Annotated in this window: 11 protein-coding genes and 1 tRNA gene; 5 read left to right on the top strand and 7 right to left on the bottom strand. The window is 50.6% G+C overall.

The features are described 5' to 3' along the window. The first annotated feature begins 240 nt into the window (after positions 1-240). Positions 241-1,113, top strand: coding sequence for a DegV family protein (locus QOS46_RS13345; protein ID WP_283610849.1), 873 nt, complete (start codon positions 241-243; stop codon positions 1,111-1,113). A gap of 151 nt (positions 1,114-1,264) precedes the next feature. Here QOS46_RS13345 and QOS46_RS13350 read toward each other — a convergent pair whose 3' ends face one another. From QOS46_RS13350 to QOS46_RS13360, 3 genes are all read right to left on the bottom strand, one after another. Beyond that, on the bottom strand, positions 1,265-1,804 hold the full coding sequence (locus QOS46_RS13350) for a methylated-DNA--[protein]-cysteine S-methyltransferase (protein WP_283610479.1): 540 nt from the start codon (positions 1,802-1,804) through the stop codon (positions 1,265-1,267). Positions 1,805-1,855: 51 nt separating this feature from the next. After that, positions 1,856-2,500, bottom strand: a complete 645-nt coding sequence (locus QOS46_RS13355; RefSeq protein ID WP_283610480.1) for a hypothetical protein — start codon at positions 2,498-2,500, stop codon at positions 1,856-1,858. Between the two features lie 108 nt (positions 2,501-2,608). After that, positions 2,609-2,788: a hypothetical protein gene (locus tag QOS46_RS13360; RefSeq protein ID WP_283610859.1), complete on the bottom strand. Its 180-nt coding sequence runs from the start codon at positions 2,786-2,788 to the stop codon at positions 2,609-2,611. 513 nt (positions 2,789-3,301) lie between these two features. Between QOS46_RS13360 and QOS46_RS13365 the strand changes: the two genes are divergently transcribed. Continuing rightward, positions 3,302-4,291 carry a serine hydrolase domain-containing protein gene (locus QOS46_RS13365; RefSeq protein WP_283610482.1) on the top strand — a complete coding sequence of 330 codons (990 nt, stop codon included), beginning with the start codon at positions 3,302-3,304 and terminating at the stop codon, positions 4,289-4,291. Between the two features lie 143 nt (positions 4,292-4,434). Here the strand turns inward: QOS46_RS13365 and QOS46_RS13370 are convergent, their stop codons facing one another. The 3 genes from QOS46_RS13370 to QOS46_RS13385 form a co-directional block, all read right to left on the bottom strand. After that, positions 4,435-4,965, bottom strand: a complete 531-nt coding sequence (locus QOS46_RS13370) for a DUF1697 domain-containing protein (protein ID WP_283610483.1) — start codon at positions 4,963-4,965, stop codon at positions 4,435-4,437. Between the two features lie 330 nt (positions 4,966-5,295). After that, entirely contained in the window at positions 5,296-6,072 is a 777-nt protein-coding gene (locus QOS46_RS13380; protein WP_333782979.1) for an MBL fold metallo-hydrolase, read from the bottom strand. 250 nt (positions 6,073-6,322) lie between these two features. Then, positions 6,323-6,398 (bottom strand) — tRNA-Pro (locus QOS46_RS13385). A gap of 381 nt (positions 6,399-6,779) precedes the next feature. Here QOS46_RS13385 and QOS46_RS13390 point away from each other — a divergent pair. From QOS46_RS13390 to QOS46_RS13400, 3 genes are all read left to right on the top strand, one after another. After that, positions 6,780-8,054 (top strand): methyl-accepting chemotaxis protein, encoded by a 1,275-nt coding sequence (locus QOS46_RS13390; RefSeq protein ID WP_283610484.1) that lies wholly within the window; start codon positions 6,780-6,782, stop codon positions 8,052-8,054. Between the two features lie 296 nt (positions 8,055-8,350). Beyond that, the gene (locus QOS46_RS13395) at positions 8,351-10,297 is read left to right on the top strand and encodes a 2-dehydropantoate 2-reductase (RefSeq protein ID WP_283610485.1); all 1,947 of its coding nucleotides are present in this window, start codon (positions 8,351-8,353) and stop codon (positions 10,295-10,297) included. A gap of 27 nt (positions 10,298-10,324) precedes the next feature. Beyond that, entirely contained in the window at positions 10,325-11,683 is a 1,359-nt protein-coding gene (locus QOS46_RS13400) for an MATE family efflux transporter (protein ID WP_283610486.1), read from the top strand. A 79-nt stretch (positions 11,684-11,762) separates the two neighbouring features. Here QOS46_RS13400 and QOS46_RS13405 read toward each other — a convergent pair whose 3' ends face one another. Continuing rightward, positions 11,763-13,355: a peptide chain release factor 3 gene (locus QOS46_RS13405; protein ID WP_283610488.1), complete on the bottom strand. Its 1,593-nt coding sequence runs from the start codon at positions 13,353-13,355 to the stop codon at positions 11,763-11,765. Positions 13,356-13,395: the final 40 nt, after the last annotated feature.

Consider the following 13,395-nt stretch of genomic DNA (forward strand, 5'->3'; position numbering starts at 1 on the left):
TTGTGGGTGCGGTTCGTTTTTGTACTGGAAAGCCGCGTCGGTGTAAAATCTTTAGAAAACGAAAAAGAATCAGTAATATGTATAATGGCAATGTTTGGTTGAAAAATAAATTTTGAGCTACTATAATGAGGATAACGCAAAACAAAGTTTATGTGATCATGTCTTTATCAGTCAAATGTTACCGTGGTATGCTGTAACGGAAAGAATCAATCTAAGTAGGGATGCGAATAAATGAGAAGTATGATTTGTCAAATAATAGACTCTTCGGGAGGATTACCAAGGCCATTTATGCAACAGCATGGGATCATAGAAGTCCCTTTTTATTTTAAATTTGGGAAAACGGATTATCGTCGGGAAAATGTCGACTGTAGTTTAGCTGAGTTTTATCAGCATATGGAGCAATATCCCGATGACATTCCCCAAACCTCTGCTCCCAATATCAATGATTGGCTGACGGTATTTGAGGAACAGCATGCGAGGGGGGCTAAGCGGTATATCGTAACAACAATCTCTTCGAAATTATCCTCCAGCTTTCAAAATGCAGTTTTGGCGAAAAATACTTTTACAGAGAAAAACCCGGATGCACAGGTGGAGGTGATTGATTCCAATACCTGTGCCTGCGGACAAGCCGCGTTAGAAATAGCGGTTGCCAAAATGATTGATAGCGGCAGAGAGTTTCAGGAGATTATCAATACGATCCATCAGATTGCCACAACGATCAATACGCTGTTTGTGGTCAATCATTTAAAATATATGCAGGCCGGGGGCAGAATCGGGGGCGCAGCCGCTTTTGTTGGGAAGCTGGTTCAGATTAAGCCGGTGTGTGAATTTGTGGATGGAGTTGTTCGCCCAAGCAAGGCAGTTATTGGAAGAAAAAACTCATTAAAAACGATGATCGATATTGCTGCATCACGAATTTCGAATTGGAATCGAGTGATTGTTACCCTGCAAAATGCGGGATTCCAAGCAGACGCCGATTACGCCATCGATTATTTCAGAAAAGTGACCGGTTTTTCCGGAACGATCCATCAAAGTGAGCTTGGTATTATCGTAGGGGCGCATTCCGGCCCCGGCGCTGCGGGAATCGGCTTGATAGAGGATCCGTTAGGTTAGGCAGAACAGAAGACCTTTATAAAAATAAAAATGGCAATAACACAAAAGGCTAAGAAACGAATGCGTCGTTTCTTAGCCTTTCCACCTCCACGCTGCGGATGCACACCCGTATAGCAAAGGCGCGACAGGAAAAGCGACGGAGTAGATCGCTTCAGAGCGCAGTTCCTTTTGCCGGGATAAATAACTTTGACAGGTCTGCGCCCTCGTGCTCCAGCAGGCGAATTTTTTGATCAACGCCGCCGGCGTAGCCTGTCAAGCTGCCGTTTGACCCCACGACCCTATGACAGGGAATAATAATGGAGATGGGATTATGCCCCACAGCTCCGCCGACCGCCTGCGCGGACATGTGCTCCTGATTCCTCCAGACCGCCATTTTTTTTGCGATCTCACCATACGTAGTGACTTCACCATAGGGAATCTCACAAAGAATGTCCCACACAGCTTTGCGAAATGCACTCCCGTTCGGCGCCAGAGGAAGATTGGCAATCGCAGGTTTTTGACCCGAAAAATACTTGTCCAGCCAGTTTTTTGTGGCGGTGAAGATTGGCAAGTTGGAGTTTTCAGTCATATTTTTTGCCACAGTGCCGCCAAAGTATTTTTGATTCTGTATCCATAGGCCGACAAGGCGCTCACTGTCGCTTGCCAGAGTAAGGTTTCCTACGGGTGATGAATACTGTGTTGAATAAAACATACTTCCTCCTGTTTTATTAAAAGCTTAATCGGTTCAGCGTTGCGTAAATTCTTAGTCATTCAGGTTATGTGTTGATACCAAATAAAATAAACGGTCTTTCACAATGTTCTTCACAGGGATCGGCACTTTTTTGCATTCTTTAATCGTGTTTAGTACGACATTTTTTACACTAATACGAGAATGGCCCATTTTTCTCATAGCTTCAGTTGCGGTAACTTCTGAACGTGAGCTTCGAATGAGCGATTCCATCAGTCTGGGAAAGGAATCGATGTATTCATTCCTGATTCCATAATTCACATCAATGGCCACATAGTTTTGAAAATTCAGTATCTGGTTCCCGTTGGGATTACTTTGAAGGACAATTAATTCAATTTCGCCGGAGTATTTCCAATTCAGCCTGCTTTCCAGATTGTTTTTAAACTCAACAAATGCTTTATCGCTAAAATACCAGTCCGCGCCGTACTTGCGATCCAATTTGCCATACCCATTTGTCTTGGCCAGATCCAAATCATTTGTGTACCCCACTGCGTAAATCGAACAGAGCTTTTCGGAATTATAATGGATATAATCAAATTCATCAATGATCTCTTTTGCGCCTTGCAGACTCGGCCGAACAAACAATAAGATTATAATGTGCTGCTCACCAAGCTCACGCTCCATTTTTTCGATCTGCTCATATGTATTAACTGCAAACATATGCTTCCTCCGGCCAAGTTTTATTCTCCTGCTTTGTATCAAACTTGCCAAATTGTACTGCGTAAAGGCAAGCCTGGGCTTTACGAACTGCTTTCGCATCATCCTGGCTCATCTGTCGGTAGGGGAAGTGGCGTGCTGATCCCAAGGCTGGCGCCGCTTCCTTTTATTTTTGAGGTCATCCTTTAACTTCTTAATCCCACGCCGGGCAGCTTCCATTTTGTTGACGTTTTCCTGCTCGCAATAAGCGTTTAATATCTGCTTGCATTCTTCGTCATACTTAACTGCCATTCTGTACAGCTTCGGATTACCTGTCTTAGGGCCTCTCTTTTTACCCGTTTCCAGTAAAACACCTCCTAGCAAAAGCAAGGTCACCCTAATCGTATAGTTGGGTAACCCTGTTTGTCAAGTGTGTTTATGGAATATTTTAGATAAAGTATAAATCCGAACCCCTCTCTAAGATAAACAATCTGTTTTGAGTGGTGCGGATTAGGTGCCTGTGGTCGGGATGGAATGATAGTACTTATAGAAGTCCGGTAATTGGACCGCCGAATTCGGGCTTCTGTGCGTGACGAGGCTCCAGGTTAAACATCATGCTCAGAAGCTGATCCAGCTTTGCCTCCTCCTTCTCTGTTGTTGGTTTATTGTATCGTGAATCAGGGAAATCCGTAAGAAGACGACTCCCAACACGGAGTTTTCAATTTTTTAAAAGAAAATTTTAAATGCCCCTTGCAAATGATTTTTAATGGATATATCCTTTCTTTTGAGGATATCCTTTCAAACAAAAGAAAGGAAATGGATGGTATGAACCAAGAAAAAAGTACAGAGCTGGAACAAACGATTTGCCGCGACTACAGCAATATCGCGGGGATCATTGTGCAGAAAAACGGCGAAACAGTATATGAGGGATACTTCAATGGATACACTGCCGAGCGCGCTCTTCATGTGTTTTCGGTGACGAAGAGCATAGTCAATGCGCTGATTGGCATTGCCATCGATCAGGGGTATCTCAACAGCGTTGACCAGAAGGTGTTGGACTTTTTTTCGAATTACACGGTGAAACGCGGAGAAAAAACTGCGCAGTGCGTCACAATCAGGGACATTCTGACTATGACTGCACCGTATAAATATAAGTCGGCACCATACACGAAGTATTTCACAAGCGAAAGCTGGGTAAAAGCCGCGCTGGATTTGCTGGGCGGAAAAGGTGAGATCGGTCAGTTCCGCTATACGCCCCTCATTGGGCCGGACATTCTGACGGGAATTCTTACCAAGGCGACCGGTCGCTCCGTGCTCGATTTTGCCCGTGAAAACCTGTTTGCGCCGCTGGGCATCCACGTTGACCGCAACGTGGTGTTCCAGAGCAAGGAAGAGCAGCTTGCTATTATGACGAAAGAGAATGACATCAGCGGCTGGGCCGCGGACCCGCAGGGGATTAACACGGCAGGCTGGGGCCTTTTCCTCACGCCCACGGAGATGGCAAAGATCGGTCAGCTGTACTTAAACCGCGGAGCATGGAACAGCAAACAGCTCGTATCTGCCGAATGGATCGACGAAAGCACAAAGGAACACAGCCGCTGGGACGAGCTTGGGCTAAAGTATGGCTACCTGTGGTGGGTCATCGACGAAGAAGAGCACAGCTATGCGGCCATGGGCGACGGCGGAAACGTGATCTATGTGAATCCGGCGAAGAATTTGGTCATTGCCATCGCGTCCCGGTTCGTGCCGCGCCCCAGGGACAGAATCGATTTTATCAAAGAGGTTCTGGAACCGATGTTTGAAAATCAGGAGTGAACGGGTATGAGTAAATACAACACTCTGTGGGAATATGTTCAGCAGGGCGGCAATGGCAGAAAATAGAATGCCCGCCGCTTCCTGCACACGCAGTCAGCGGCGGGCATCAGCGCAAGATCGGGGCGGGTTGCACTTTTTCTCACTTATTCCGCCAGCTCGCACAGGCGCGTCACCACACTCAGCTTTCGGGTAGTGGTCGTGATGCCGAGGCGCTTTTCGAGATACCCGCTGTAAAGTACCCGGCGCGCCACCCCTTGGGGCAGGTAGAGATAAAAGCACTCGCTGCCGCGAATAAACTTCTCGTAGCCAAAGTCGGTTTCCTCGATGGTTTTGACCTTCGCGGCATCCACCGAATCATTCGTGAAGGTCAGGTGAATGCGGGAAATGTCGTAGCCTTCGCCAAAGGGATTCTCCGCCGCGGCGACAGCGAGCTGCTCCCGCATTTTGAGGATGACGGATAAGTCCGCGCCAATCTGGTTCAAAATTACGTCGTGAATTTTTGCCGCCGCTTCCTCGCGGGAAAGATCTGTATCGAATAAAATGTTCCCGCTTTGAATGTACGTCCGCACATCGTGAAAACCGGCGTCAGTCAAAATCTTGGCAAGATACGCCATGCTGGGGATGCGATTTTTTCCCGTGGGCGTCACGCCTCGTAAAAGAGCAATAAACTGCATTATTATGCCTCCCAGGTGATTTCCCGCTGCATTTTCTTTGTGAGTTTTCCAAACGCCAATTCATAGGAGTGGTCGTACAGATCACGCAGCACTTCCTCTGGTACCGCGCCGTCGAGAAAGACGGAATTCCAGCTTATAATCTTTCGCAGCGCCCGGCTTGGAAAGCAGATATTCGTCCAGCCATTCGTAGTTGTTCATCGCACACTTCGTTTCAAATGTTCTCCCGCTCCCACGCCGCCAGTAATCAAATCGCGGGGATGCCGCTAATTTCAAATCGTTCTGTTGTCATAGTCAATTATACTCCCACTTTAAAATTCCTTGAGAATATCGTTACAGCCACACTGCCCAGTCGCCGTAATCAAAGGTTCCGCTGCCATGGTGAAGCTTGCCGTCGGCCTTGAGCTTTCGGAACGCATCCCGCATCCGGATCAGAATTTCCGGCTGAATGTCCAGCGTGTGATGCGCGGGAAGCACGCGCTTTACCGGCAGTGCCGCCACCTTTTCAAGAGAAGTAAGATATGCCTGCGGGTCGGTGGAGGGATAATAGGCAAACAGCGTGTCCTTGTAAACCAGGTCACCGGTAAAGAGATACCCGCGTGCGGCTTCCCAAAAGCACAGATGCCCCGGCGAGTGGCCGGGAGTGTGCAGCACCTCAATGCTGCGTCCGCCAAGGTCAATCACTTCGCCGCCCTTCAAAACCCGCGTGGGCGTTCCCTGAAAGAATTCATAGGTGCTCACATCGTAGCCCTCGGGAAAATCGCAGCGGTCGGCCACCATTTCCCGGATGGTATCCATGGAGAGCGGAAAGCCGCCGCGAAGCCAGTTCAGTTCCGCTTCATGGGCGTAAAAGTCCGGGTAGTATTTATGCCCGCCGATATGATCCCAGTGGATATGTGTTGCGATGGCCGTGACGGGCTTGTCCGTCAGCTTTTTTACTTCCTCCGAGATGTTGCAAATGCCGAGCCCCGTGTCAATCAGCAGGCTGCGCTCTGTGCCGCAGAGCAGATAACAGTGCGTTTCTTCCCAGTGACGGTATTCACTGATGATGTAAGAATTTTCATCGAGCCGGTCGATGGTAAACCACTCGTTTTTGGATTTCATAATCATCGCTTCGCTTCCATATCAATTTGGATTTCATTTTCCACCGCACAGTACCGGGTACACAGGGCGCACGGTGAAATGGCCGTACAGCAAAAGCTGCACGGCTGGCTTTGCGGGCGAAAGTGGGGTAGAATGAAACTCGCCGCCGGGTTCTTTTTTTGACCCTCAATACGAAAATTTAAGTGGGTCAAAATATTTAAAAATTGAACAACAAAGGCAGAAAAACCGCCTGTTTAGGCGGTTTTTCTAAGACGTTTGGTCCGAGTGACAGGGTTCGAACCTGCGGCCTGATGGTCCCAAACCACCCGCGCTACCAGCTGCGCCACACCCGGAAATATTGGATGCCGTATTGCCATTCAAACCCATACTCATTCAAAATCTTAAAGTGTAGTATGAATGAGATTGCCAGAATGCATACTTGCTTCGAAATTATAGCGGAAAAAAACCGGTTCGTCAAGCTTTTCGGCGTAATACAACAAGCGAAACCTTATCATTGATCGATTACAAGAAATATAAATCATTTTTATCGTTATTTTTGTGATTTTTTAGAAAAAAGCTAAAATTTTTCGCGATAGGGTCGATATTACTAAATGTAGTTCTATTTTTTTGATCCTTTTTATCGACTTGTTCATAAAGGCCTATCATAAAGGATAATAAGAACAAATTACATATGGAGGTTTTCCCCCACAACATCAGGTTAAGGGAGCTGTTTTATGATGAAAAGCATCCGTTTCAGAATCGCCTCAATTTTATTGGCAATTATCGTTTTGTTAAGTGTTTCCTTTGGTGCTGTCAGTACTTTGGTAATCAAATCCGGAGCTGACGAGGTTTTTTGGATTATTATTTTAACTGTGGTGTATTGTCTTGTAGGTGCTGTGGTTTCCTTTTGGATTGGGGGTAAAATTGCAAAACCGATTTCTATCTGTTCTGATCGTTTATATGCGCTTTCGGAGGGCGATTTGAATTCTCCTGTGCCGCAGATTCACACAAAGGATGAAACGGGCCGTTTGGCAGACGCGACGGAAGGGATCGTCACGAATCTGCGCGCCATCATCTCGGATCTCGGTTCGCTGCTGGAAGCCCTTTCCCACTCGAATTTCAATGTGAAATCCGAGGCGAAGGATGCGTACCGCGGAGATTTTCAGCCGCTGTCCCAGAATTTTGAGAAAATCGTGCTGTCTCTGAATGATACCTTAAGCCAGATCAATCAGTCTGCCAATATGGTGTCCAATGAATCCGAGCAGGTGTCTTACGGTGCGCAAAGTCTGGCGCAGGGTGCTTCGGAGCAGACAGCCTCTATTGAAGAGCTGGCCGCGGCGATTCACCATTTGTCCGATAAGGTTAAGGAAAACGCCCTGAACGCAGTTCAGGCAGGCGAGTGGGCCACCCAAACAATGGATGAGGTTGGTCAGTGCAACGACAAAATGCAGAGCATGGTGCAGGCCATGAAGCGCATTGAGCAGACTTCCTCTCAGATTAGCAACATTGTAAAGGCGATTGAAGATATCGCGTTCCAGACCAATATTTTGGCGCTGAACGCCGCTGTTGAGGCGTCCCGTGCGGGAGAGGCCGGTAAGGGCTTCGCCGTTGTTGCGGACGAGGTTCGCAGCCTCGCTTCGAAGAGTGCGGAATCCGCGAAGAGCACTTCCGCTTTGATTACGGATTCCCTGAACGCGGTTTCAGAAGGCTCCAGAATGGTAGGGGATGCGCTCGGCGCTTTGCAGGCCGTGACAAAGAGTATGGCAGAAACGCAGAGAGAGCATCGCGAAATTGCGGAGGTTACCGAAGAGCAGTCCACGGCGGTGGATCACCTGACCTCTGTTATGGATCAGATTTCGGCGGTGGTGCAGACAAACTCCGCTACGGCGGAGGAAAGCGCGGCGGCCAGCGAAGAGCTTTCCAGCCAGGCCCAGATGATGAAATCTTTGGTGTCGCAGTTCCAGCTCCGCTCTGCCTCTTCCGCGCCGATCAAGAATACAAAAGCGTAATTCTGCGCAAGATAGCAAATTTAGATGAGAGCGGAGCGGGACTGATCCCGCCCCGCTCCTTTTTCCGAAATCCGGCAAATCCTTGTCTTATAATTCTGCGATTTAAAATAAAAGCAGTTATCTCTCCGTCGTCGAAAGCGGAGGAGAGATAACTGCCGCGATTCTATGTTTTATGGAAGCTTAACATGAAAAAAACACTCTTTGCAAAGAGTGGACAAAGGTGTTATCATTAGGAAAAATTGCTAGAAAATCCGGCTCGTTGGGGTCGGCGTTATTTTATCACCGGAGGGATTTCCATGAAGTACTTGATTGTAGGAACAGGAGGAACGGGCGGTGCCATCGGCGGCTTTCTGGCGGCGAGCGGCAAGGACGTTTCCTTTATCGCAAGGGGCAGCCATCTGGAGGCGATCCGCCAGAATGGGCTGGTTGTCGATTCTGAGCTGCGGGGACGATTGTGCATTGAGAATGCGCAGGCCTTCGATATGGAAAGCTACCACGACAGCCCCGATGTGATTTTTGTATGTGTAAAGGGGTATTCGATCGAGGAGGTATGTCCGTTCCTCCGCCAGATTGCGCGGCCGGATACCATGATCATACCGATTCTGAACGTGTATGGAACCGGCGGAAAAATGGCGGTTCGCATGCCGGGTCTTACGGTGGCAGACGGCTGTGTTTATATTGTGTCGTATATTTCCGCCCCGGGTGAAATTACACAGAAGGGCCCGCTGTTCCGCATTGTGTATGGCAACCGCGATTCAAGCTGCCCCGATATTTTCTTAGAGATTGAACGTGACCTGCGCGAGAGCGGGATTGACGTGATTGTATCGAATCATATTATCCGCGACGCGTTTCAGAAATTTTCCTGTGTTTCTCCGATGGCGGCCGCAGGCGTATTCTTCCAGAATACAATGGGAGAAATCCGCGAAAACCCCAGAAAACGACAGGTGTTTGCCAGTCTGGTAGACGAGATCGGCCAGCTCGCCCAAGCAATGGGAATTCCCTTTTCCACCGATGTGGTTCAGGAAAATCTCGAGATTCTCGATCGTTCCGCGCCGGACAGCACGACCTCGATGCAGAGAGATCTGCAAAAGGGTGGCCCGTCCGAAATCAACGAGCTGCTGTTCGAGGTGGTTCGCATGGGAAAGCGCTACCAGGTAGAGCTGCCCACCTATGAAATGATTGCGAGGAGCATGGGTTATTCCTTGGCATTCGACCCGATGTGGCTGGGCGGCCTGCAATTGAGGAACCATCTGGTGCGTTCCGCCACGCGCGACGGCGTGGAGAATGAGGACGGAACCGTGAGCGAACGTCAGCTGCAAATCATGCGCACGCTCGCGTCTCATGAGGTGGGGCTGATCATTACCGGGCATTTTTATGTACATCCGCGGGGACAAGCTTCCCCCTCACAAAATGGCGTGTACGACGGGCGCTTTTTGCCCGGTATGCGTCGCATGGCAGATGTGGTTCACATGGAAGAGGGCTGTATTGTTGCCCAGCTGAACCATGCGGGTGGCAACGCGGATGTAGAGGAGCCTGTGGCTCCGTCGGAACGGGTGTATTCCAAGGGTCGTCTGGCGCGTGCGCTGACGAGGGAAGAAATGGATGAAATCTGCGAGTGCTTTGCCGAGGGAGCGTCCCGCGCCTACCAGGCCGGGTTTGATGGCGTGCAGATTCACATGGCGCACGATTACCTGCTCAGTGAGTTTTTAACGCCGATGATGAATACCAGAACGGATGAATACGGCGGCTCTGCTGAAAACCGCTTTCGCTTTTGCGCGGAGATTATAGAGGCGGTGCGGCGTACCACCTCCGATACGTTCCCAATTTTTGTGAAGAATAACAGCAATGTTCAGGCAAACGACCGCCAGTATGAAGAAGACCTGCTGTACTACCTGCAGCAGATGGAAGCGCTCGGCGTTGCTGCCGCAGAGCTCTCCGGCTGTGACTTTACGCGGAAAAGTGCGAATGAGCGGACATACTATCTGGAGCGGGCGGCGCGGATGCAGCAGCAGCTCGAGATGCCTCTGATTCTGGTTGGCGGGGTGTGTTCCTTGCAGGACATCGCCAAGGTGATGGATGCCGGCATCCCGCTGGTTTCGCTCAGCCGGCCGCTGATCTGCCAGGGTGACCTGATTCCCCGCCTGTTGTCCGGAGAAAAGTCACGGTGTACCCATTGCAACCAGTGCTTTGCTCTGCCGCGTACCAGAGGAATCCGCTGCGTGTTCCACACGAAGGAAGGCTGATCCGTCACTCAAGCGAAAGGATAGGAAATGAACCGAAGACTTGAAATCATGGAGCGCGCGCCGGTCAGCAAAGCGCTGGCTTATTTGGGGCTGCCGACCATCGTCGGGCTTTCTGTCACTGGCTTTTACCAGTTGGCTGTCAGCTTTTTTGTGGCGCAGATGGGTACGCAGGCGATGGGAGCGATCTCTATCGTCTATCCGCTGATTCTGATCATGCCGGGGATTGGGCTTTTGTTCGGTAATGGCGGAGCAGCCTATATGGCCGAGCTGTTGGGCGCCGGGGAGAAAGAAAAAGCGGAAACAGTGCTGGCCTCTACCGCATTTTACTGCATCCTTCTCAGTGTGCTGACACAGCTGCTGCTGCCAATCATGCCTGTGCTGCTCGTTTCCATGGGTGCTTCCGCCGGCGTGCTGCCGCTTGCGGTGCAGTATGGTCAAATTCTCGTCATTTCGTTTTTGTTTCACATTCCTTCCGTCTGCATGAATAATCTGGTTCGGGCCGAGGGTAACGCGTCGCTGAGTATGATCTCTCAAATGACCGGTGCGGTGCTAAACGTGGCGCTCACGCCGCTGTTCCTATTTGGCTTTGGCTGGGGAATCCGCGGAGCCGCGGCCTCGGCGGCGGTGGCGCAGTTTGTGGCCTTCTGCATTCTGGCGCAGTATTACCTGCGCGGCAAAAGTTATTTAAAGCTCGATTTTCGCAAGGTGCGCTTTCAGTGGTGGATTCTGGAGCCGGTGCTGAAAATCGGAGTTCCGCTGCTGTGCATTAGCCTATTCCAGAGCATCTCAATGGCGGCTGCAAATATTGCCGCCGCGCCGTACGGCGACTCGGTGGTGGCGGGGCTCGGGATTGCCAACCGGGTGATCGGGATGACGACACTGGGGGTAACTGGATTTTCGAGAGGCTACCAGACCTTTATTTCTTATTGCTACGGCGCGGGCCGGCCCGACCGCATTCGGCAGGCGACCAAAACGGCGTATTTGTGGGGGATGCTGGGCGGTCTTGCGATTGCCGCTGTGCAGATCGGCTTTTCGGGCGAGATCGTATCCGCTTTTTCGAACGATGCTGAGGTCATCTCTGTGGGCGTTCAGGCATTGATCGCGGGCAGTCTGCTGTTTTTCACTTATGGCTTTCAGTCGATGGCGACCGTGTACCTGCTTTGCATCCGGTACAGCAAGGCTGGCTTTGTATTCAGCATTTTCCGGCAGGGGCTGGCTTTTCTGCCGCTGTTGCTTCTGTTTGACCGCCTGTTTGCGGTCACGGGAATCTTGTACACGCAGGCCGTGGCGGATGTTGTTACCACGCTGCTGCTTCTGCTGTTTTTGGCGGTTACCAAACGCAGCCGTACCGCCGCCTTGGCGGAGGCTGCCGGAAAAGCCGCATAAAATAAAAAACACCGCCCCGGTTTCTCCTCTGAACAACAGGGGGAAAACCGGGGCGGTAATGCTTTTTTAGGAGAATTGATTATTCGCGGCTGAAATCTGTCAGCTCCAGCCCCTCGTTGCGCTCCAGTGCCCAGCGGATGTTCCATTCGCTAGTGAACAGCAGCAGATGATGGCCCTTGAGATCCTGTATCTTTTTCGTGTCGGAGGTAACCGTCAGCGTTTTGGGGTCGAGGCTGTCATTGCTGTTCGCAATCCAGCGGATATATTGGTACGGCAAGGTCTCTAAACGAATATCTACATTGTATTCGTGCTTTAAACGGTATTCCAGCACGTCAAACTGCAGAACACCGACTACGCCCACAATCACTTCCTCCATGCCGCCGGCAAGCTCCTGGAAGATTTGAATGGCGCCTTCCTGTGCAATCTGCGACATGCCCTTGACGAATTGCTTGCGCTTCATAGTGTCCATTTGGCGCACGCGGGCAAAATGCTCCGGCGCAAAGGTGGGGATTCCCTCAAACAGGATTTTTTTGCCGGGCGCGCACAGTGTATCGCCGATGGAGAAGATGCCCGGATCGAACACGCCGATGATGTCGCCGGCGTAGGCTTCCTCAATGATTTCGCGTTCCTGCGCCATGATCTGCTGGGGCTGCGACAGCTTGATCTTTTTCCCCTCCTGCTGGTGCAGGACTTCCATGTTTTTTTCAAATTTGCCAGAGCAGATTCGCATGAACGCAATTCTGTCACGGTGGGCCTTGTTCATGTTGGCCTGAATTTTAAACACAAAGGCAGAAAAATCCGGGTCGAAGGGGTCTACCTCGCCGTCGGTGGTTTTGCGCGGCAGCGGCGCGCTCGTCATGCGCAGAAATTCCTCGAGGAACGGCTCCACGCCGAAGTTTGTCAGAGCGGAACCGAAGAACACGGGCGAGAGCCGGCCATGGCGCACGGCGTTCATGTCAAATTCGTAGCCCGCGCCGTCCAGCAGCTCAATGTCGTCGCACAGCTGCGCGTGCAGGTACGGCCCGATTAAATCCTTCAGGCCGGGGTCATCAAGGCCCGAAACAGTGGCCTCAGCCTCGTGCTTGCCGCTGTCGCCGCGAAACGAAATAATCTGGTTGCTGTTTCTGTCGTACACGCCCTTAAAGTCTTTACCACAGCCAATCGGCCAGTTCATGGGGTATGTTTTGATACCCAGCTCCTGCTCGATTTCCTCCAGCAGGTCAAAGGAGTTGCGCGCTTCGCGGTCCATCTTGTTAATAAACGTAAAGATCGGGATGTCGCGCAGCAGGCAGACCTTGAACAGCTTTCTCGTCTGCGCCTCCACACCCTTTGAAGCGTCGATCACCATCACGGCAGAGTCCGCCGCCATCAGCGTGCGGTACGTATCCTCCGAGAAGTCCTGATGCCCGGGGGTGTCGAGAATATTGATGCAGTAGCCCTCATATTGAAACTGCAGAACGGAGGAGGTAACAGAAATTCCTCTCTGCTTTTCGATTTCCATCCAGTCGGAAACCGCATGCCGGGAGTTCTTTTTTCCCTTCACCGAACCGGCGAGCGCAATCGCACCGCCGTACAGCAAAAATTTTTCAGTCAGCGTTGTTTTGCCGGCATCGGGATGCGAGATAATCGCAAAGGTTCTCCGCTTTTGAATCAAAGATCGATAGTCACTCAAGTCAGGTTCCTCCGTCTATCCAGTAGGATCAAAATACCTA

This window comes from Faecalispora anaeroviscerum (genome assembly GCF_947568225.1).
In the GTDB taxonomy this organism is placed as follows: domain Bacteria; phylum Bacillota; class Clostridia; order Oscillospirales; family Acutalibacteraceae; genus Faecalispora; species Faecalispora anaeroviscerum.